Source organism: Cellulomonas sp. URHE0023 (genome assembly GCF_000688475.1).
Classification (GTDB): domain Bacteria; phylum Actinomycetota; class Actinomycetes; order Actinomycetales; family Cellulomonadaceae; genus Cellulomonas.
The window spans coordinates 262,571-282,935 of record NZ_JIAN01000006.1; the positions used below are offsets into that span (position 1 = coordinate 262,571).

Consider the following 20,365-nt stretch of genomic DNA (forward strand, 5'->3'; position numbering starts at 1 on the left):
CAATCGACAGGAAAGGGGAACTCTCATGCGCTTCCTGCCTGGCCACGCGGCCACCTCCGACCTCACGTACGGCGACGTGTTTCTTGTTCCGTCCCGCTCCGAGGTCACCTCACGGTTCGACGTCGACCTGACCTCCGCCGACGGCACCGGCACGACCATCCCGGTCGTCGTGGCCAACATGACGGCGGTCGCGGGCCGTCGGATGGCCGAGACCGTCGCACGTCGTGGCGGCATCACGGTTCTCCCCCAGGACGTCCCGACCGACGTGGTGGCCGAGGTCGTCGCATCGGTCAAGGCCAAGGACACGGTCGTCGAGACGGCGGTCGTGGTCGGCCCGCACGACACGGTCCACACGGCGCTCACCCTCATCGGGAAGCGGTCGCACGGCGCCGCGGTCGTCGTCCAGGACGGTCTGCCGATCGGCGTCGTCACCGAGGCGGACTGCGGCGGGGTGGACCGCTTCACGCAGGTCGGCGCCGTCATGAGCGCCAACCCGACGACCCTGGACCTCACGGTCCTCGAGCAGGGTGGCCCGCGCGGTCTGGAGTCGGCGTTCGAGCGGCTGCACGCCGCCCGCCGACGGTTCTCCCCCGTGGTCCGCGACGGCGAGCTCGTCGGCGTGCTGACGCAGGTCGGCGCACTGCGCTCCTCGATCTACCGCCCGGCGCTCGATGCGGACGGGCACCTGCGTGTCGCGGCCGCCGTCGGGATCAACGGTGACGTGAAGCAGAAGGCCTCCGAGCTCCTCGAGGCGGGGGTCGACGTCCTGGTGGTCGACACCGCCCACGGCCACCAGCGCAAGATGCTCGACGCGCTGAGCGCCGTGCGCTCGCTGGACCCCCAGGTCCCTGTCGTCGCGGGCAACGTGGTGACTGCCGCCGGGACGCGCGACCTGATCGAGGCCGGCGCGGACATCGTCAAGGTCGGCGTCGGCCCCGGGGCGATGTGCACCACCCGCATGATGACGGCGGTCGGCCGCCCCCAGTTCTCGGCAGTGCTCGAGTGTGCGCAGGAGGCGCGGCGGCTCGGCCGGCACGTGTGGGCCGACGGCGGTGTGCGTCATCCTCGCGACGTGGCACTGGCCCTGGCCGCCGGCGCGTCACAGGTGATGGTCGGCTCGTGGTTCGCCGGTACGCACGAGAGCCCGGGCGACCTGCACGCAGACGGGACCGGTCGCCTGTACAAGGAGAGCTTCGGCATGGCCTCGGCGCGCGCCGTGGCCGCCCGGACGCTCGGAGGGTCCGCGTTCGAGCGCGCCCGCAAGGCCCTCTACGAGGAGGGGATCTCGTCGTCGCGCATGTACCTGGACCCTGCTCGGCCGGGCGTCGAGGACCTGATCGACCACATCACGGCCGGCGTGCGCTCGGCCGCGACGTACGTGGGCGCGACGTCGCTGGACGAGCTGCACGAACGTGCCGTCGTGGGCATCCAGTCCGCGGCCGGCTACGAGGAAGGACGTCCGCTGCCGGACGGCTGGTGACGGCATGAGACCCGTCCTGATCCTCACCCATGCCCCGCACGAGGGCCCGGGTCTGGTGGCCCAGGGGCTCGACTCGCCCGTCCGCGTGCGCACCGTCCTCGACCTGCCCGACCCTCGGCTCCCCTCGCTCGACGAGGTGTCCGGAGTCGTGGTCATGGGCGGCAGCATGGACGCCGACGACCTGAAGGGCCACCCCGGGCTGGCCGCCGAGCAGGCGCTGCTGGCGTCGGCCGTCGAGGCGGGCGTCCCCGTGCTCGGCATCTGCCTCGGCATGCAGCTCCTCGCGCTCGCACTGGGTGCGCCGCTGCGACGGCGCACCGGCACGGAGATCGGGTTCGCCCCGGTCGACGTCGTCGCGGACGACCCGGTCCTCGGCGTCCTGGGCTCGAACCCGAACGTCCTGCACTGGCACTCCGACTCGGTGGACCTTCCCCCAGGAGCAACCCTGCTCGCGTCGACCGAGCTCACGCCCGTTCAGGCGTTCCGGGCAGGAAGCGCGCTCGGTCTGCAGTTCCATCCCGAGCTCGACGCCGGGATGCTCGACCTGTGGCTCTCGACACCCGACATGGTGGGCACGCTCGCCGACGACGAGATCGAGACCATCCGCGCCGCCGGCGCCGAACAGCTCCCCGTCCTCGTACCCGCTGCGGAGAAGGCCTTCGCCGTGTTCGGGGAGCGCGTGCGGGCACGCGGATGACCGCGCCCGTGCCGGACGTCCGCGGCGCTCGCGACGAGCTGGTCGACCTGTGCGCCCGAGGCGTCGACTGGCGCGTCGACCCGGCACGCGTCCTCGCCGACCCCTCCGACGCCCGGCCCGCCGCCGTCCTGATCCTCTTCGGGGAGCTGGAGGGGACCGGTCCGCTGGCCACGGCGCACGACCTCGACGTGCTGCTGCAACGCCGTGCGGCCGGGCTCGGCAGCCACGCCGGGCAGATCTCCTTCCCGGGCGGCCGGCTCGAACCCTCCGACAGCGGACCGCGGGACGCCGCCTTGCGCGAGGCGGTCGAGGAGACCGGGCTCGACCCGTCAGGGGTGGACGTCCTCGGGACGCTCCCGCCGCTTCCCGTCCCGGTGAGCAACCACCTCGTCACGCCGGTCCCGGCCTGGTGGACGCACCCGTCCCGGGTCGCCGCGGTGGACCACGCGGAGACGGTCGACGTGTTCCGGGTGTCGGTCACCGACCTGCTCGACCCGAAGAACCGGGCGAGCGTCGAGCACACCCGGTGGGGCCGGGCCATCCGCACACCTGCGTTCGTCGTCGACGGGGTGCTCATCTGGGGCTTCACGGGCATCGTCCTGGCGCGGATGTTCGACGCCCTCGGCTGGGCTGTGCCGTACGACGAGAAGCGCACGGTCTCAGCCCGCTGATGGCGCATCCTGTGCCAGAGGTCGACGTGACGGACACGCTCGTGCGCACCCTCCTGAACGAGCAGCATCCCGACCTCGCCGAGCGCCCGCTGAGTTGGGCGGGCACCGGCTGGGACAACGCACTGTGGCGGCTCGGTGACGACCTCGCGGCTCGGCTCCCGGTCCGCGCTGCCGCCGCTCCCCTGGTGGCGCACGAGCAGCAGTGGCTCCCGGTGCTCGCGCCAGGTCTGCCCGTCGACGTGCCGGTCCCTGTCCGGGTCGGGACGGCGTCCTCGACCTACCCGTGGGCGTGGAGCGTCGTCCCCTGGTTCGACGCCGTGGCGGCGCACCACACACCCGTCGCTGAGCGATCGGCGTGGGCTGCGCACCTCGCCGAGGTCTTCCTCGCACTGCACCGACCGGCTCCCGGCAACGCCCCGGTGAACCCCGTCCGAGGGATCCCGGTCCCCCGCGACCGGCTCGCAGAGCGGCTCGCGACGCTCGACGTGCCGGACTCCGACCGCATCCTGGAACGGTTCCGGGACCTCGCCGACGCACCTGCGTGGGACGGTGCGGCACTGTGGCTGCACGGCGACCCGCACCCTGCGAACCTGCTGGTGCAGGGCGGAGCGCTTCGTGCGGTCATCGACTTCGGTGACCTCACCTCCGGTGACCCGGCCTCCGACCTGGCGACCGCATGGCTCACGTTCGACAGCGACGGCCGCGAGGCCTTCCGCCAGGGGCTCCGCTACGACGACGCGACCTGGCGACGAGCACGGGCGTGGGCGCTGCACCTGGCCGTGATGTTCCTGCTGCATCCCGACGAGCACCCCGGACTCGTCCCGATCGGGCTGCACGGACTGTCCCAGGCGCTCTCCGACTGACCGGGCATCACGCGTCGGAGCCCGGCTCCGTCCCGCCTTCGCGCCCGCGAGCCACAGTCCTGTGTCGAGCCGCCCAGGCGGCCATGACCGCGAGCACCCCGGTCACGGCCTGCGCCGTGCCGAGCACGGGCGCCCCCCAAGCGAACGACAGCAGCCCGTTGACGACGAAGATCGCCGCGACGGTGAGCCAGAACGTCGACGACGCGGTCACGACGTGCACTCGCCCGCGTAGGTCCAGTCCTCGAACAGGTACCCGCAGGTCGCTCCGAGGTTCTCCAGCTCCGAACCCTCCGGCTCGGCCAGGTACAGGACGTCGCACGCCGCATCCCAGGTGGCTTCGCAGTCCACGACGAGGATGGCCTCCAGAGCGGTGCACGCGTCGACGTCCCCCAGCGCGCAGCCGTCGGCCGTCGCCTGGCTGTCGAGGTCCGTGCCGGCGTACCACGTGCCGAGCGGGTCCGTCCCGACGTCGCTCTCCTGAACGGTCGCGTCATGCAGCACGGCGATGCCGCTGATGGCGTCGGTGCCGATCTCGTCGGCCGGGACGTCGGCCTCGGGCGACTCCTGGTCGTCCGCCGGGGTGCTGGCCGAGGTCACCACGACGGGCGGGTCCGCGACGGCTGCATGGTTCTGGCTCACGTAGACGCCGTAGATCCCACCGAGCGCGGTGATGACCGCCGCGACGGCTGTCAGCACCCCGGGAGCCGTCGAGAAGAACCCGCTCCTCGTGCTGGAGCTCTCGTTTCCTGTCATCTGCCTCGCCGCCTCAGCTCAGGTCCGGAGCGACCGTGGACGCAGGGCCGCTCGACAGGATGAGCCGCGCACCGCGCGCAGAAATACCGTCGTGCCCGCGGAGGCCCGGCGCTCGCTGTCGCCAGCCGGGTGGCGTCACGAGCGTCCGGCGCACGAGAGACCCCTGCCACGGCATGATGTCCGCCGTGAGTTCCGAACCGGCCCCCGACACGACGCCACGTACCGGCCTGCCCGGCTGGTTGCGTGAGCTCGGTGCCGTCGTGTCGCACGGCGCACGACTGTGGCTGCGCTCCTGGCCGGTGCTCCTCGTGATCGCGCTGATCGCCACAGCAGGACGCCACGCGGCCGGCTGGGCAGCCGTCAACGCCTCGACCGTCAACAACACGCTCGGCTGGGCGGTGCTCGTGCTCGCACCCCTGAGCATGGTGGCGGGGATCGTCGCGATGCTGCACGTCCTGCGCCGCGATCTCCCCGCGCTCGACGCCATCGCCCGCACGCGCGGCCCGGATGACGCCGCGTCGGGGCACGAGCGCGGCCTGATCGACGTGCTGGCCTCGGTCTTCGTGCCCTTCCTCGCGCTGTACGCGTCCTACGGGCTGCTCGCCGAGGACCGCAACCGGTTCCTCAACACGGCCGCCTTCCGGCAGTTCGCGGAGAACGGGTTCTCGCTCACGGGGGACGGTCCGGACGGCAGCTTCGTCGACCTGGCCACGGGCTGGGCGCTCGTCGTGGTCGTGGTCGTCGCCGTCGTGCTGCGCTGGCTGCTCGGCCGGTGGGAAGGGCGCAGCCACCGGCGCGCGCTCGCCTTCGCCGGTGCCTACGTCGAGGCGTTCTGGCTCCTGGTCGTGGCGACGTTCGCGAGCAAGCTCCTCGACAGCGCCTGGGCGTGGGTCGAGAGCCGACGTGCCGTGTCGATCGTCCTGGACTGGTGGCTCACCTTCCTCGATGCGCTCGGGCCCGTGGCCGGGCCGGTCGACGCGACGGTCGACGCGCTCGCGAGCATCCTCGGGAACCTCGACGACCTCGTCGTCATCCCGCTCGCCTGGCTCACGGTCGGTGCCGTCGTGTACGGGCACAAGCTCGCGGCTCCGCCGACACGCACGCCGCGCGTGCGCCCCGCCGCGTGGGAGCGCCTGCCGGCTCCGGTACGCCGGCTGACCATCGAGGCCGCCGCGCCCGTCGTCGGGGACGTCCGCGGACGCTTCCGCGCACTCGTGGACGGCTTGCGCCGCCTCGCGATCGCCGGCCTGGGCCCGATGCTCGTGTTCGCGCTGGCGTTCCTGGTCGCGACTCGGATCGAGGAGGTGGTCCTCCTGCTGGCCCGAGCGGTCAGCGGGCCGCAGGACGTGGACACGTGGCTCGCGTTCGCGCCCATGGTGTCCTCCGTCGCGACAGCCGTGGGCCTGACCGCGACGGTCGCACTGCTCGCGGCCGGCGTCGACCGGATCCTCGCTGGACAGCACTCGGCCACGGACCAGCCGGCGCCCGCCGGAGCCACCACGCCCTAGGTGTCCCGCCCGGGCGCCTCGAGCTCGAGGTACTGGGGCATGTGCCACCACAGCACGACGTCCGCGACCTCCACCCCGTCCGGCACGACGATGACCGGTGAGACCTCCCACGTCGTCGGCCGCGGGGGCGAGTCCGAGTCGGCCAGCTCGTCGTCGAGGTCTCCCAGCGAGGGCATCGGACCCGGGGCGTCCTCCGGGACGCACGGTGCAACCGGCTGCATGGCCCCCCAGCCCAACGCGACGTACTCGTACCGCGTTCCGGCAGCGTCCCGCACGGCGAGCGAGCAGCCGGCCAGCACGATGTCGGGGTCCGCGCTCAGCGTGAGGTCCACCTGGACCGCGCGGGATCCGGCAGGCAGGACCATGTCGTCCGGCAGCGTCGCCGCGTCGTGGACACGGTCGAGGCGGACCCGCACGTCCACGGGCTCGGCGCCGACTGCTCCGTCGACCTGCTGGCGGAAGGTGACCGTCTCGCCCACCTGTCCTGTGGTGGGGACACGCAGGTCGTGGATCCACCACAGCGTGCGGACGCGGTCACCGGACGCGACGAGGGCGAGCGTCAGCGCGACGGGCAGCGCAGCAACGGCCCAGCGGTTCCGGCGCCACCACCCGGGAGCATCGTCGGACGCCACGGTCCGGGCGGTCGTCGACGTGCTCATGTCCGCTCCGGTGACTCGTCCGACCATGCGCCTGCGTGCAGCGGGGTGACCTGCGTCGCCCACGCGTCGGCATCGGCCGTGGTGAGGCCGAGGTCGATGTCGGCGACGTCGTCGCGGCGCTGGTCGTCCGGCTGCAGTCCGATCCGCAGGTGTGCCCCGGGCAGCGCGCCGGGCGGGACCTCGACGCGGAGCGTCGCGTAGCGCGGGACCCCTGGCTGAGCCGTGCCGGGCAGGAACGATGAGCGGCCGCCCGTGAAGACGCGATAGGTGCGGCCGTCCCCGCCCAGCAGCTCCGCGAACCCGAGCGCGCGCGGCTGCCCCGAGGCCTCGATCGTCAACGGGACCGTGAGCCACACCCCTGGCGTCGTGAGGACTGAACCGTCGTCGGTGTCCAGAACCGTGGAACCGCGAGGACTACCGACGGTCAGCCGTGCATACCGGAGGTCCACGGGCTCACCCACAGCAGCCGGGCGGACGAACGAGGCCTGCACGCGCTCGTCCACCGGGAAGGCCGTGACCACGACGTGACCGACGGCGAGCGCGGCGAGGACGGCCGCGCCCGCACCGACCGTCTGTATCCGGGTGCGTCGCACACCTGCGGTCGTCTCGACGCCCGTCGCGGCCGCGTCGGCCGTGCTCACGCGTCCTGCCCGTCGTCGGAGTCCGACACCGCCTCGCGCACGTCGAGCTCACCTCGCAGCGTCGTCGTCGGGTCCCACCACGCCTCGACACCGTCGAGGCTGCCTGCGCGCCAGGTGTGCTCCTGCAGCAGCACCGTGGCACTCGTGGGCGCCGCGATCGATCCGTCCTGCTCGAAGAGGAAGGCAGCCTCGTACGTCAGACCGGGCTGCACGGGGCTGAGCGTCGAACCGTCGTCGAGGAGGGAGACGGAGCTCGCCGTCACACCCGGGACCAGTGTGCCCGGCTCCTGCACGAGACCCTCGACGTCGGCAAGCGTGAGTGCCTCGCCGAGCGCGCCTCCGAGGACGCCGGAGTCACTCGTGTTGCGCACCGTCGCGACGACAGCGATCCAGCGGTTCCCGTCGTCCGTGAGGTACTGACCGGGGAGCTCCGTGGTCCACACGACGCGGTGCACGGTGACCTCGAACGGCGCGAGGTCGACCGCGGTGTCGACCGCGAGCTCCTCGGGACCGTCCTGCGTCTGCTCCTGCAGGCCACCGAAGGCAGCCGTCACCGCGAGGAGCGCCACCGCGCCGACGACGCCGAAGCGCTGCAGCGGCTGGTCGAGGACTCGACGCGCGACCGTGCTGCGGCTGGCTCGAACCCGGGCGCGCAGCTCTGGAGGGGCGGCGGGTCCTGACACGCGCGCAAGTGTAGGTGCGCCTGTCCGGTGCCCCGTCATCGCTCCGCTGCTCGGACGGCGCCTGGTCGGAGACGTGATCGTGCCCGAGCTGGAGACGACAACGAGCCCGGCCCCACGACAGGGACCGGGCTCGTCGGGAACGCTAGGTCAGGCCTTGACCAGGGACCGCAGCACGTACTGCAGGATGCCGCCGTTGCGGTAGTAGTCCGCCTCACCGGGGGTGTCGATGCGCAGCACGGCGTCGAACGAGACGACGGAGCCGTCCGCCTTCGTCGCGGTGACTGCCAGGGTGCGCGGCGTGGTGCCCTCGTTCAGGGCCGTGACTCCCACGATGTCGAACGTCTCGGTACCGTCCAGGCCGAGCGAGTCGGCCGACTCGCCCTCCGGGAACTGCAGCGGCAGCACACCCATCCCGATGAGGTTGGAGCGGTGGATCCGCTCGAAGCTCTCGGTGATGACGGCCTTGACGCCCAGCAGGCTGGTGCCCTTGGCCGCCCAGTCGCGTGACGAGCCCGAGCCGTACTCCTTGCCGCCCAGCACCACGAGCGGGATCCCGGCCTCCTGGTAGGCCTGCGAGGCGTCGTAGATGGACGTCTGCTCGCCCGTGAGGAGGTTGGTGGTGAACCCGCCCTCGACGCCCGGGACCAGCTGGTTGCGGAGGCGGATGTTCGCGAACGTGCCGCGGATCATGACCTCGTGGTTGCCACGACGAGAGCCGTAGCTGTTGAAGTCGCGGCGCTCGACGCCGTGCTCGGCCAGGTAGACCCCCGCAGGGCTGTCCGCCTTGATCGAGCCGGCCGGGCTGATGTGGTCCGTGGTCACCGAGTCACCCAGCTTGGCGAGCACGCGCGCGCCGTGGAAGTCGACGACCGGCGCCGGTGCGGCCTGCATGCCCTCGAAGTACGGGGGCTTGCGCACGTAGGTCGACTGCGGGTCCCACTCGAACGTGTCGCCCTCCGGCGTGGGCAGCGAACGCCACCGGTCGTCGCCCGTGAACACGTCCGCGTAGTCCTTGGTGAACATCGCGCGGTCGATCGACGCGTCGATGGTCGCCTGGACCTCCTCCGGCGACGGCCAGATGTCCCGCAGGAAGATCGGGTGACCGGTCTCGTCGCGGCCCAGCGGGTCCGACTCGAAGTCGAAGTCCATGGTCCCGGCGAGCGAGTACGCGATGACCAGCGGCGGCGAGGCCAGGTAGTTCATCTTGATGTCGGGGTTGATGCGCCCCTCGAAGTTGCGGTTGCCCGAGAGCACTGCCGCGACGGCCAGGTCGTGCTCCTGAACGGCCTCGGACACCTTCTCGTCGAGCGGACCGGAGTTGCCGATGCAGGTGGCGCAGCCGTAGCCGACCAGGTGGAAGCCCAGCTTCTCGAGGTACGGCCACAGGCCGGCCTTCTCGTAGTAGTTGGTGACGACCTGCGAGCCCGGAGCCATGGAGGTCTTGACCCACGGCTTGGCGGTCAGGCCCTTCTCCACGGCCTTCTTGGCGACGAGGGCCGCGGCGATCATGACCGACGGGTTCGACGTGTTGGTGCAGCTCGTGATCGACGCGATCGCGACGGCACCGTGGAACAGGTCGTACGAGCGGCCCTCGGTGTCCGTCACGGAGAACGTGCGGGTCGCCGACGACGTGATCGCCGGGGAGTCGGACGCCGGGAACGACTCCCGCTCGGCCTCGTCCACCCCGTTGGTGACCTCGGGCGCGTACGTCGGCAGGTCGCGCTGGAACTGCTCCTTCGCGCGGGACAGCTCGATCCGGTCCTGCGGGCGCTTCGGGCCGGCGATCGACGGGACGACCGTCGACAGGTCGAGCTCGAGGTACTCGGAGAAGATCGGCTCGACGTAGGAGTCGAGGGTGGGGTCGAGCCACATCCCCTGCTCCTTGGCGTACGCCTCGACCAGTGCGAGCTGCTCCTCGGAGCGGCCCGTGAGGCGCAGGTAGTCCAGGGTCACGCCGTCGATCGGGAACATCGCCGCGGTCGAGCCGAACTCCGGGCTCATGTTGCCGATGGTCGCGCGGTTGGCCAGCGGCACGGACGCGACACCCTCGCCGTAGAACTCGACGAACTTCCCGACGACGCCGTGCTGGCGCAGCTTCTGCGTGATCGTGAGCACGATGTCCGTGGCCGTCACACCGGACGGGATGGTGCCCGTCAGCTTGAAGCCGACGACGCGCGGGATGAGCATCGAGACGGGCTGTCCGAGCATGGCCGCCTCGGCCTCGATGCCACCGACGCCCCAGCCGAGCACGCCCAGGCCGTTGACCATCGTGGTGTGCGAGTCGGTGCCGACGCAGGTGTCCGGATACGCCTTGCCGTCGCGCACCATGACGCCGCGTGCGAGGTACTCGATGTTGACCTGGTGCACGATGCCGGTACCCGGCGGGACCACCTTGAAGTCGTCGAACGCCGTCTGGCCCCAGCGCAGGAACTGGTAGCGCTCGCGGTTGCGCTCGTACTCCAGCGCCACGTTGCGCTCGAACGCGTCGGCGCGGCCGGCCACGTCGATCTGCACGGAGTGGTCGATGACGAGCTCGGCGGGTGCCAGCGGGTTGATGCGGGTGGCGTCTCCGCCGAGCTCCACGACGGCCTCACGCATCGTGGCGAGGTCCACCACGCAGGGCACACCGGTGAAGTCCTGCATGATCACGCGCGCCGGCGTGAACTGGATCTCGGTGTCGGGCTGCGCGTCGGGGTCCCACGTCGCCAGCGCGTTGACGTGGTCTGCGGTGATGTTGGCACCGTCCTCGGTGCGCAACAGGTTCTCTGCGAGGACCTTCAGGCTGAACGGGAGCTTCTCGACCCCTGGGACGGCGGAGAGGCGGTAGATCTCGTAGGAGGCGTCACCGACCTCGAGTGTTCCTTTGGATCCGAAGCTGTCGACGCTGCTCACGGGGGCTCCTTCAGTGGCGAGTCTGCCGGTGTGCTGCCCGGGGATGGAGGTCACCCGGGCTGCTGTGGAGTGCGTCCTGCCACCCTATGGGGCACGGAGCACGATTTATCTCGACATCAAGATACATCCTCCAGCGACGCTCTGCACACAGATCGGCCCCCGCCGTCCCGACGAGGGCCGATCCGGTCGGTGCGTCAGCTCGTCGAGCTCGCGCGCTCGGCGTCGAGCGCGTCCTGTGCCTTGCGTTCCGCCTCGATGGCGCGCTCGTGCGAACGCGGGTCGTACTCGGGCGTGCCTTGCTTGTGGAGCTCCTGCGTGACCAGCCGCTTCGCCTCTGCCAGCCGGCTCACCGCGTCCTTCTCGCTCACCGTCCGCTCCCCTCTGCCGGACCGCGACGGACCGGCTACAGGCCCACGGTAGGCCGGGCCCACCGCGTCCGCACGCGTGCGTGACGGCGAATGCTCTCGGCGCCGCCGCAGTCAGCGCGTCAGGACCGCGACCGCCTCGAGATGGTGCGTCATCGGGAACAGGTCGTACGCCTGCAGGTCCGTGAGGGAGTACCCGTCGGCGGCGAAGAGAGCGATGTCGCGCGCCAGCGCCGCAGGGTCGCAGGCCACGTAGACGACCCGCTCGGGCCGGAGCGCTGTGATGCCCGCGACGACCGCACGGCCCGCACCTGTACGCGGCGGGTCGAGCACCACGGCGTCCGCGTGCACGACGTCCGAGTCCGCGTCCACGCGACCCGTGAGCACCTGCGCGACGTCGCCGGCGTGCAGCTCGACGTTGGCGCGGTCGTGCAGGTTGCGGCGGGCGTCCTTGACCGCCCGGGCGTCACCCTCGATGGAGACGACCTCGCCGACCTCGCCCACCGCGTCCGACAACGGCGCCGTGAACAGGCCCGAGCCCGAGTAGAGGTCGAGCACGGTCGCCCCGTCCACGTCGCCCAGGCCCGCCAGCACCGCCTTGACCAGCAGCTCGGGCGCCTCACGATGGACCTGCCAGAATCCCGCGCCCGCGACGCGGAACGTGTAAGCGCGCTCCCCGATCTGCACGTGCTCCCGCACAGCCGTGCGCGCGTTCGTCCGCCCGTCCATGCGCCCGCGGCCTAGGTCGTACGGCGCGTCGTCGACGAGCACCATCGGTGCGTCCCCGCTCGACGGAGCGATGGCCTCGACACGGGCCCCAGCCGTCCAGCGTCGACCGAAGATGTCGAGTGCCGCGATCGCGTCGCTGGCCAGCGGCATGGAGTCCAGCACCTTGATCGCGTGCGAGCGGAAGCCGTGCATCCCCGCCCGGCCCTCGGCGTCGGCGACCAGGTCGATCCGGGTACGCCAGCCGAGGCCGCCTCGCTCCTCGTCGCCCGGCGCAGCCTGCACCGGCACGTCGAGGTCGAGCTTCGCCAGTCGCTGGAGCTGCTCTGCCAGGACGGCCTTCTTCCAGGCGCGCTGACCGTCCAGCGACACGTGCGCGAGCTCGCCGCCGCCAACGCCTCCCGGTCCCGCGGCCGGCCACGCGGACGGGACGCGGTCGGGCGACGCGTCGAGCACCTCGACCGCGTCGGCCCGCCAGAACTTCGAGGCGTCCCCGAAGTCCGTCAGCCGCGCCCGGACACGCTCGCCCGGCAGCGTGTGCCGGACGAAGACCACCCGTCCCTCGTGCCGCGCCACGCAGTGCCCGCCGTGAGCGACGGGCCCGATCTCGAGGTCGACGAGCGGTCGATCGGGGACAGCGTCAAGGTCAGTAGCCACGCGGAACCGTACCCCGTACCGGGTCCTCGAGGCCCGTCTGCCCCTCGGTCGAGGCGAGCTGCCACGGCACGGACGCCACGACGACGCCGGGTGTGAACAGCAGGCGACCCTTGAGCCGCAACGCGCTCTGGTTGTGCAGCAGCTGCTCCCACCAGTGCCCGACGACGTACTCAGGTATGTACACCACGACCAGGTCTCGCGGGCTGTCCCGCCGGATCGCGCGCACATAGGTGAGCACCGGGCGCGTGATCTCGCGGAACGGCGAGTCCAGCACACGCAGCGCCACGGGTATCGCAAGCTCCTCCCACTGCTGGCGCAGAGCGTCGACGTCCTCCGGGTCGACGCCGACCGTGACCGCCTCGAGGATCTGCGGTCGCGACGCTCGCGCGTAGGACAGCGCGCGCATCGTGGGCCTGTGCAGGTGGCTGACGAGGACGATCGCGTGCACCCGGCTCGGCAGGGCGCGCGCCGACGCGGCGTCCGCACCCAGGGCGAGCTCGGCGCGGACCTGCGCGTAGTGCCGGTGGATCGACTGCATGAGCGCGAAGACGATGACCATGGCGATGATCGCGATATAGGCGCCGTGCGTGAACTTCGTGATGAGCACGACGACCAGCACGGTCGACGTCATGAGGAACCCGACCGTGTTGATCACGCGCGAGCGCTTCATGCGGTTGCGTGCTGCCGGGTCCGCCTCGGTCCGCAGGTGCCGCGTCCAGTGCTTGATCATGCCGAACTGGCTGACCGTGAACGAGACGAAGACACCGACGATGTAGAGCTGGATGAGGCGCGTCACCTCGGCGTCGAACGCGATGATGAGCGCGATCGCGGCGAGCGCCAGCGTCACGATCCCGTTCGAGAACGCGAGCCTGTCACCCCGGGTGTGCAGCTGCCGGGGCAGGAACCCGTCGCGCGCCAGGATCGAGCCGAGCACGGGGAACCCGTTGAACGCGGTGTTGGCGGCGAGCACCAGGATGAGGCCGGTGACGACGGACACGATGACGGCCATCCAGGGGATGGAATGGAACACCGCCGTCGAGAGCTGGCTGATCACGGGGTGCTGGATGTAGGTGGACTCGACCGGCTGGCCGTTGCGGGTCAGCTGCGTCATCGGGTCGTCGGCGAACATGACACCGGTCGCCCGTGCGAGCAGGAGGATCGACATGATCATCGTGACCGAGATGCCGCCCAGCAGGGCCAGCGTCGTCGCCGCGTTCTTCGACTTGGGCTTCTTGAATGCCGGCACACCGTTGCTGATCGCCTCGACGCCCGTGAGTGCGGCACACCCCGACGCGAAAGCGCGCAGGATCAGGAAGAAGCCCGCGAGACCCGTGAGCCCCTGGTCGAAGGCTGCGCTCGGCATCAGCTCGAGGTCGGCGCTCTCAGCCATCGCGAGGTTGCCCGTCACGTACTGGAGGGCGCCGACGACGGCGACGGCACCGATCGCGAACATGAACAGGTACACCGGGATCGCGAAGAGGGAGCCGGACTCCTTGACGCCGCGCAGGTTCGCCACGGTGAGCAGGACGACCAGACCCACGGCGAACGCCGCCTCGTGGCCGCGCAGGGGCGGGAAGGCTGTGGCGGCGTACTGAGCGCCCGAGGAGATCGACACGGCGACGGTCAGCACGTAGTCGACCAGCAGCGCACTCGCCACGGTCACGCCGGCGTTGGCGCCCAGGTTGGTCGTCGCGACCTCGTAGTCCCCGCCGCCCGAGGGGTAGGCGTGCACGTTCTGCCGGTACGACGCGACGACCACGAGCATCACGAAGACGACCGCGAGCCCGACCCACGGCGAGATCACCAGAGCCGACGCTCCGGCCAGCGACAGGGTCAGCAGGATCTCGTCGGGGGCGTACGCGACCGACGAGAGAGCGTCCGAGGCGAACACGGGGAGCGCGATGCGCTTGGGGATGAGCGTGTGGCCGAGCCTGTCGCTGCGGACGGGTCGTCCGAGCAGCAGGCGTTTGGCGGCATCCGAGAGGTCCGACACGATGGCTCATGCTAGGCGGCTCAGGGCCCGCTGACACCACTACCCCTCGGTGCGGCCGGATCCGGGTCTCACGGGCCTCGGCGGACGTATAGCGTGCGCACTGTGCACTTCGTGATCATGGGCTGCGGACGAGTTGGCGCCACATTGGCGCAGAACCTCGAGGAACACGGGCACTCGGTGTCCGTCATCGACCAGAACTCCGAGGCGTTCAGGCGTCTGGACCCCGGCTTCGAGGGCAACAAGGTCACCGGCCTGGGCTTCGACCGCGACACGCTGACCCAGGCGGGCATCGAGGACGCGTTCGCGTTCGCGGCCGTCTCGGACGGGGACAACTCGAACATCCTGGCCGCCCGTGTAGTGCGCGAGACGTTCGGGATCGAGAACGTGGTCGCCCGCATCTACGACCCGCACCGCGCCGAGATCTACCAGCGCCTAGGCATCCCGACGGTCGCCACCGTGCGCTGGACCGCCCTCCAGGTCCTGCGTCGGCTGCTGCCCATGGGCTCCACGGACGAGTACCGCGACCCGTCCGGCAAGATCCAGCTCTCGCAGATCGACGTCCACCAGGGGTGGGTGGGCAGGCCCCTGCGCGTCCTCGAGGAGGCCAGCGGCGCCCGGCTGGCATACGTCACCCGCTACGGCGAAGGCTTCCTGCCGACGCCGACCACCGTCCTGCAGGAGAACGACACCGTGCACGTGCTGTTGCTGGCCGCCGAGGCCGCCCTGGTCGAACGCATCCTCACCTCGCCCCCGGCGGTGTCCGAGTGAGGGTCGTCATCGCGGGAGCAGGTTCGGTCGGCCGGTCCATCGCACGCGAGCTCCTCGGGCACGGGCACGAGGTGACCCTGATCGACCGTCAGCCGTCCGCGATGCGCGTGTCGCAGGTGGCGGACGCCGACTGGCTGCTCGCGGACGCGTGCGAGCTCCCGACGCTGCGTCAGGTCAAGGCCGACGAGGCCGACGTGGTCGTCGCCGCTACGGGTGACGACAAGGCCAACCTGGTGATCTCGCTGCTCGCCAAGACCGAGTTTGGTGTCCCCCGCACGGTCGCCCGCGTGAACAACCCGAAGAACGAGTGGATGTTCGACGAGGCGTGGGGCGTGGACGTCGCCGTCTCCACGCCACGCATCATGACGGCCATGGTCGAGGAGGCCGTGACGGTCGGGGACCTCGTGCGGATCTTCACGTTCCACCAGTCGCGCGCTGACATCCTCGAGCTCACGCTCCCGGACGACTCCCCGTTGGCCGGCGTCCGCGTCGGTCAGATCGAGTGGCCGTCGGACACCGTCCTCGCCGCGATCGTGCGCGACACCCGCCCGATCGCCCCGAGCGCGGACGACACGCTCGAGGGCCGCGACGAGCTGCTGTTCGTCACGGGGCGGGACGCGGACGAGACGGAGCTGGAACGCCTGTTGACCCACGGACCAGCAACCAGCTGAACCAGAGGGCGACCGCGGTCCCGGGGACGCCCATCACGAGCTTCGCAGTGCCCAGCCAGACCGTCGCCCCCGCGAGGTAGAGCGGGACCTGGACGACCAGGCGCAGACCGAACAGCGCCACGAGCGGCCACGTCGCGATCGCGTAGCGACGACGCAGGGCCCGGTCGCGACGCCAGGCGACCGCCTCGCCCCAGCTGCCCTCGCTGGAGAGCGGACCCTCAGGTCGGAACATGCCCATCACGAGTCCGACCAGGGGCCAGCCGACGACGATCGAGAGCAGCGTGCCGAGCAGACTCGCGAGGTTGACCAGCAAGCCGTACACGAAGTAGTTGTTCGCGTCGCCGGTCTTCGACGCGAGGAAGACGCCGATCCCGACGCCGAACAGCCCGGAGAACGCCTGAGTCGCCGGCGTCCGCTGGGCGAGCCGCACGACGACCGCGATCACGGCTGCCGCGGACGCCGCGATCAGTGCGGGCCGCAGGCTCTGCCCGGTCGCGAGGTACACGACGACGAAGAGCAGGCCCGGGGTGACGGCCTCGATGATGCCGCGCACACCGCCGACCGCGTCCATCGCCGAGAACTGCTCCGCCGTGAGCGCCCGCATGCCTCGCAGGCCGCCCTCGTCCGGCGGGACGAGGTCGTCGAACGCGTCCAGGGGGCCGTCGCTCGGGTGCTGCTCACTCACCGGGACGCGGCCGCAGCTCGTAGCGGGGGTTGAACACCGTGCGACGCCCGTCGACGAGGCACACGAGCCCCTCGATCTTCAGTCGCCGGCCGGGCGAGATGCCGGCGATCTCTCGTCGGCCGAGCCAGACCAGGTCCAGCGAACCGCTTCCGTCGTACAGCTCGGCCTCGAGCGCCGGTACGCCTTCACGCGGACGCAGCGTGACCGACCGGATGACGCCCGAGACACTCGCTCGCGAGCGGTTGCTGAGCTGGTCGACGGGTGTGCAACCGACCGACCGGTGCGCGTCCTTGCGCTCCTCGTCGGCCTCGATCTCGGCCTGCGAGGCGATAGCCATCTTCAGACGCTCCTTGAGGCTCATCTGGTCTCCGTGATCTCAGGGCCCCGCGTGAGCGGGTCGAAGCTCGGCGCGGCGGGCTCGGCGTCCGACGCGGTGAGCTCCGGGTTCCCCGGTCCCGGGAGCGTGAGCGTCAGCAGGTCGCGCGGCGCCCGAGCGTCCGTGCCGCGGACGACCACGATGCCGGCGAAGACCTTCTCGAGCGGCGCGGCAGCAGCAGGGTCGACTGCGGCGCGGCCGGTGAGGACACCGCGCACGAACCACCGGGGGCCGTCTGCGCCGATGAAGCGGGCGGGCCGGTGACCGGTGCGCCCCTCGGGCGTACGGATCGGCAGCCGGGCGAGCAGCTCGCGACCGAACGGCCCGGGCAGGTCGTCGACGGATCCACCCTGCTGGGTGACCGACTCGGCGATCTCGGCACGGATCTCGTCCCAGATGCCGTCGGTGCGTGGGGCGGCGAACGCCTGGACCTGGAGCGACGAGCCGTCCAGCATGATCGACGCGGCCGAGACGGTGTCCGTCGCCTTGTCGATCTCCATCCGAAGCTCCATGCCCTGGACGCCGGGGAGCCGGACCGCACCGAGGTCCACCCGCACGATGTCGTCGGTCACCTCGTCTGCGTCCCACGGGCCGCCGGTGCGCTCGAACGGCTCAGCCGCGACCTCGACGACCTCGTCCAGCTCGTCGACCTCGTCGGCTGGTGACTCGTCGACCGGTGCGTCGACGCCGTCGCTCACCTCATCGGTGACGGCGTCCTTCCCGCCACGTCGGAACAGACCCACGTTGCTCACTCCTCCTCGACGCGCGCACTGCGGCGCGCGTTCGTGCCTGCACCACTGCAGACCGCTCCACTGCTCGAACGTCGTGCTTCACCGACGAGCCTCACGACGAGTGGCTGACACCCGCTGACGGCTGGTCAGGTCCTCATCGAAACACTAACCCCGCACCCAGGACCCACCTAGCCGGCCGGAGCCGCCTTCCACCCACCGCTGGACCCGAAGCCGCCCGCACCGCGGTGCGACCCGGGCAGGTGCTCGACCGCGACGAACCGCGCGCGCTCGACACGCTGGATCACGAGCTGGGCGATCCGGTCGCCACGGTGCAGCTCGAGGGCGTTCTCGACGTCCGTGTTGAGCAACGTGACCGCGATCTCGCCGCGGTAGCCGGCGTCGACCGTGCCCGGCGCGTTCACGATGGTCAGACCGTGGCGCATGGCCAGCCCGGACCGCGGGTGCACGAACGCGGCGTAGCCGTCGGGCAACGCGATGGCCACCCCCGTGGGGACGGTCACCCGGCCCTGCGGCGGGATCACGACGTCGATGCGCGTGACCAGGTCGGCGCCCGCGTCCCCCGGGTGCGCGTACGACGGTTCGGGCAGGTCAGGCTCCAGGAGCTGGAGCAGGACCTCAGGGCTGTGGTCGGCCGTCACGGGGCCAGACCCTACCGGGCCGGATGGGATGCTGGGGGCATGCCCGACTTTCCTGGCCCCGCTCCGTCGCCCGCCCCCGTGCCCACGAGCACCGTGTACTCCGAGCGACTCACCCTGGGGCCGCTCGGCTGGGTGCTGATGGTCGTGTTCGCCTCGATGCTCGGGATCGCGTTCGTCCCGGTCGACGTCCGCCTTGCGGTCCTCGTCGGCACGGCAGCCGTCGTGGGCGGGGTCGTGGTCTTCGTGCGCACCGCGCCGGTCGTGCGCGTGGACGCGACGACGCTTCAGGCAGGTCGCGCACGCATCCCGCTCACCCTCGTCGGGGCCGCGTCGCCGCTGGACTCCGCGGCGACCCGGGCGGAGCTCGGACCTCGCCTCGACGCCCGTGCCTACCTGTGCCTGCGGGGCTGGATCCACACGGCGGTCAAGGTCGAGCTCGTGGACCCGCTGGACCCGACCCCGTACTGGATCGTCTCGACGCGGCGCCCGGAGGCCCTGGCCGGGGCATTGATCGGTTCCTGACCCTGGCCCAGGAAAACGGCACGGCCGGTCACTCCACAGGAGCGACCGGCCGGTCAGGTGGTTCGGTGCGTCAGGCGGCGCACTCGGAGCAGACGGGGTGACCGTCGCGCTCGTAGGCGAGCTGGCTGCGGTGGTGCACCAGGAAGCAGCTCGAGCAGGTGAACTCGTCGGCCTGACGGGGTAGCACGCGCACGGAGAGCTCTTCGCCCGAGAGGTCCGCTCCTGGGAGCTCGAACCCTTCGGCCGCCTCGGTCTCGTCCTCGTCCACCACGCCCGAGTTCTTGTCGGACCGCCGTGCCTGGAGCTCCTGGAGCGAGTCCTCGCTCAGGTCCTCCTCGGTCTTGCGCGGGGCGTCGTAGTCGGTAGCCATGTCTGGCGTCACACTCCGTGTCTTGGGGGAAACTGGTACGCGTGCACAATGCGGCGTGCCCGCGATTTGTTCCCGGTCGCGGTGGGATTCTGCACCACATCTGGCCGTTGCGCGAACAGTGACGGCACATCTTCTTCGCCGCGCTTGTTGGTCAACTGTCCTGGTCAGCGCCCGATGCCTCGAGGTAGGCGACCAGATCGTGCACGCGTGCGGGCGGTCCAGCCACCGTCATGGCCTCCCCCGCAGGCTGCCCGCGCAGGCCTGTGACCACGGCACCGGCCTCCTGTGCGATCAGGGAACCTGCGGCGAGGTCCCAGGGCTGCAGACCTCGCTCGTAGTAGAGATCGAGCCCGCCCGACGCCAGTGCGCACAGGTCGAGCGCCGCGGACCCGATGCGACGGATGTCACGTACCTGGGGAAGCAGCTCGGCCAGCACGCGTGCTTGCGAGCGACGCCGGGCCGCCACGTAACCGAACCCCGTGCCGACGAGGCAGTCGATCAGCGGCTGCGCCTGGTTGACCTGCAGCGCCTGCCCGTCGAGCGTCGCGCCCTGCCCCAGACCTGCCACGTACGTACGCCCGTCCTGAGGGGCGACGACGCACCCCGCGAGGACCGTCCACGTTGCCGGGTCCGGGTCGGTACCGGCCGGAGAGGTGACCGCCGCGACCGACACCGCGTACGCCGGCAGGCCGTAGAGGTAGTTCACCGTTCCGTCGATGGGATCGACGACCCACCAGGTCCCCGACGAGCTCTGGGTCAGCGCATCCTCCTCGCCGAGGACCCCGTCGCCCGGTCGCAGCTCCGCGAGCCGGCGGCGGAGCAAGGCCTCGGACGCGAGGTCCATCGCCGTGACCACGTCCTGCGCGCTCGACTTCGTCGCGGCGACGGAGACTTCACCCTCTCGTCCGGTGCGGATCAGCTCGCCGGCCTCACGGGCGACCGTCTCGGCGACGTGCATCAGGGCGCGGATGTGTTCGGTCACGTCGCCATCCTGT

The 20,365-nt window shown here is 71.2% G+C and carries 23 protein-coding genes; 8 read left to right on the top strand and 15 right to left on the bottom strand.

Annotation, left to right across the window (positions count from 1 at the left end; all coding sequences use genetic code 11):
* Nucleotides 1-25: 25 nt before the first annotated feature.
* From N553_RS0110480 to N553_RS0110495, 4 genes are read left to right on the top strand one after another with little or no spacing between them, the layout of a single operon-like run.
* A complete protein-coding gene (locus N553_RS0110480; RefSeq protein WP_028046471.1) occupies nt 26-1,480 on the top strand; it encodes a GuaB1 family IMP dehydrogenase-related protein in 1,455 nt (484 codons plus the stop codon).
* Between the two features lie 4 nt (nt 1,481-1,484).
* Nucleotides 1,485-2,177, top strand: a complete 693-nt coding sequence (locus N553_RS0110485) for a type 1 glutamine amidotransferase (RefSeq protein ID WP_028046472.1) — start codon at nt 1,485-1,487, stop codon at nt 2,175-2,177.
* Entirely contained in the window at nt 2,174-2,848 is a 675-nt protein-coding gene (locus N553_RS0110490) for a CoA pyrophosphatase (RefSeq protein WP_028046473.1), read from the top strand. The genes N553_RS0110485 and N553_RS0110490 overlap by 4 nt, the downstream gene beginning before the upstream one ends.
* 26 nt (nt 2,849-2,874) lie before the next feature.
* Entirely contained in the window at nt 2,875-3,711 is an 837-nt protein-coding gene (locus N553_RS0110495) for an aminoglycoside phosphotransferase family protein (protein WP_369796704.1), read from the top strand.
* A gap of 7 nt (nt 3,712-3,718) precedes the next feature.
* Here the strand turns inward: N553_RS0110495 and N553_RS0110500 are convergent, their stop codons facing one another.
* Together N553_RS0110500 and N553_RS0110505 are read right to left on the bottom strand one after the other, a co-directional pair.
* Nucleotides 3,719-3,922, bottom strand: coding sequence for a hypothetical protein (locus N553_RS0110500; protein WP_156043803.1), 204 nt, complete (start codon nt 3,920-3,922; stop codon nt 3,719-3,721).
* The gene (locus N553_RS0110505; RefSeq protein ID WP_156043804.1) at nt 3,919-4,464 is read right to left on the bottom strand and encodes a hypothetical protein; all 546 of its coding nucleotides are present in this window, start codon (nt 4,462-4,464) and stop codon (nt 3,919-3,921) included. The genes N553_RS0110500 and N553_RS0110505 overlap by 4 nt, the downstream gene beginning before the upstream one ends.
* A gap of 185 nt (nt 4,465-4,649) precedes the next feature.
* On the opposite strand from N553_RS0110505, the gene N553_RS0110510 reads away from it, so the two are divergent.
* Nucleotides 4,650-5,972 (top strand): hypothetical protein, encoded by a 1,323-nt coding sequence (locus N553_RS0110510; RefSeq protein ID WP_156043805.1) that lies wholly within the window; start codon nt 4,650-4,652, stop codon nt 5,970-5,972.
* Here N553_RS0110510 and N553_RS0110515 read toward each other — a convergent pair.
* From N553_RS0110515 to N553_RS0110545, 7 genes are all read right to left on the bottom strand, one after another.
* Nucleotides 5,969-6,631, bottom strand: a complete 663-nt coding sequence (locus N553_RS0110515; protein WP_028046478.1) for a hypothetical protein — start codon at nt 6,629-6,631, stop codon at nt 5,969-5,971. The genes N553_RS0110510 and N553_RS0110515 overlap by 4 nt on opposite strands.
* Entirely contained in the window at nt 6,628-7,272 is a 645-nt protein-coding gene (locus tag N553_RS0110520) for a hypothetical protein (RefSeq protein WP_028046479.1), read from the bottom strand. The genes N553_RS0110515 and N553_RS0110520 overlap by 4 nt, the downstream gene beginning before the upstream one ends.
* Nucleotides 7,269-7,955 (bottom strand): hypothetical protein, encoded by a 687-nt coding sequence (locus N553_RS0110525; protein WP_028046480.1) that lies wholly within the window; start codon nt 7,953-7,955, stop codon nt 7,269-7,271. Before N553_RS0110525 ends, N553_RS0110520 begins: the two co-directional genes overlap by 4 nt.
* Nucleotides 7,956-8,102: 147 nt before the next feature.
* Nucleotides 8,103-10,847, bottom strand: coding sequence for an aconitate hydratase AcnA (gene acnA, locus N553_RS0110530; protein ID WP_028046481.1), 2,745 nt, complete (start codon nt 10,845-10,847; stop codon nt 8,103-8,105).
* Between the two features lie 194 nt (nt 10,848-11,041).
* On the bottom strand, nt 11,042-11,215 hold the full coding sequence (locus tag N553_RS0110535; RefSeq protein WP_028046482.1) for a hypothetical protein: 174 nt from the start codon (nt 11,213-11,215) through the stop codon (nt 11,042-11,044).
* Between the two features lie 111 nt (nt 11,216-11,326).
* Entirely contained in the window at nt 11,327-12,595 is a 1,269-nt protein-coding gene (locus N553_RS0110540; protein WP_028046483.1) for a class I SAM-dependent RNA methyltransferase, read from the bottom strand.
* The gene (locus N553_RS0110545) at nt 12,585-14,588 is read right to left on the bottom strand and encodes an APC family permease (RefSeq protein WP_028046484.1); all 2,004 of its coding nucleotides are present in this window, start codon (nt 14,586-14,588) and stop codon (nt 12,585-12,587) included. The genes N553_RS0110540 and N553_RS0110545 overlap by 11 nt, the downstream gene beginning before the upstream one ends.
* Nucleotides 14,589-14,705: 117 nt before the next feature.
* Between N553_RS0110545 and N553_RS0110550 the strand changes: the two genes are divergently transcribed.
* Nucleotides 14,706-15,356: a TrkA family potassium uptake protein gene (locus tag N553_RS0110550; RefSeq protein ID WP_028046485.1), complete on the top strand. Its 651-nt coding sequence runs from the start codon at nt 14,706-14,708 to the stop codon at nt 15,354-15,356.
* The gene (locus tag N553_RS0110555; RefSeq protein WP_028046486.1) at nt 15,353-16,027 is read left to right on the top strand and encodes a TrkA family potassium uptake protein; all 675 of its coding nucleotides are present in this window, start codon (nt 15,353-15,355) and stop codon (nt 16,025-16,027) included. The genes N553_RS0110550 and N553_RS0110555 overlap by 4 nt, the downstream gene beginning before the upstream one ends.
* On the opposite strand, the gene N553_RS22225 is transcribed toward N553_RS0110555, so the two are convergent.
* The 4 genes from N553_RS22225 to dut all read right to left on the bottom strand — a co-directional run bounded on the left by N553_RS22225 (nt 15,960) and on the right by dut (nt 18,478).
* Entirely contained in the window at nt 15,960-16,712 is a 753-nt protein-coding gene (locus N553_RS22225; RefSeq protein ID WP_034621764.1) for a DUF3159 domain-containing protein, read from the bottom strand. The two genes, N553_RS0110555 and N553_RS22225, sit on opposite strands and share 68 nt — an antisense overlap.
* On the bottom strand, nt 16,705-17,073 hold the full coding sequence (locus N553_RS0110565; protein WP_028046487.1) for an OB-fold nucleic acid binding domain-containing protein: 369 nt from the start codon (nt 17,071-17,073) through the stop codon (nt 16,705-16,707). Before N553_RS0110565 ends, N553_RS22225 begins: the two co-directional genes overlap by 8 nt.
* Entirely contained in the window at nt 17,070-17,831 is a 762-nt protein-coding gene (locus N553_RS0110570) for a DUF3710 domain-containing protein (RefSeq protein WP_028046488.1), read from the bottom strand. Before N553_RS0110570 ends, N553_RS0110565 begins: the two co-directional genes overlap by 4 nt.
* A 176-nt stretch (nt 17,832-18,007) precedes the next feature.
* Entirely contained in the window at nt 18,008-18,478 is a 471-nt protein-coding gene (dut, locus tag N553_RS0110575) for a dUTP diphosphatase (protein WP_028046489.1), read from the bottom strand.
* A gap of 39 nt (nt 18,479-18,517) precedes the next feature.
* On the opposite strand from dut, the gene N553_RS0110580 reads away from it, so the two are divergent.
* The gene (locus tag N553_RS0110580) at nt 18,518-19,000 is read left to right on the top strand and encodes a DUF3093 domain-containing protein (protein ID WP_028046490.1); all 483 of its coding nucleotides are present in this window, start codon (nt 18,518-18,520) and stop codon (nt 18,998-19,000) included.
* Between the two features lie 70 nt (nt 19,001-19,070).
* Here N553_RS0110580 and N553_RS0110585 read toward each other — a convergent pair whose 3' ends face one another.
* Both N553_RS0110585 and N553_RS22230 read right to left on the bottom strand, forming a co-directional pair.
* Nucleotides 19,071-19,370 (bottom strand): DUF4193 domain-containing protein, encoded by a 300-nt coding sequence (locus N553_RS0110585; protein ID WP_028046491.1) that lies wholly within the window; start codon nt 19,368-19,370, stop codon nt 19,071-19,073.
* Nucleotides 19,371-19,521: 151 nt separating this feature from the next.
* The gene (locus N553_RS22230; RefSeq protein WP_051640150.1) at nt 19,522-20,328 is read right to left on the bottom strand and encodes an inositol monophosphatase family protein; all 807 of its coding nucleotides are present in this window, start codon (nt 20,326-20,328) and stop codon (nt 19,522-19,524) included.
* Between the last annotated feature and the right edge of the window lie 37 nt (nt 20,329-20,365).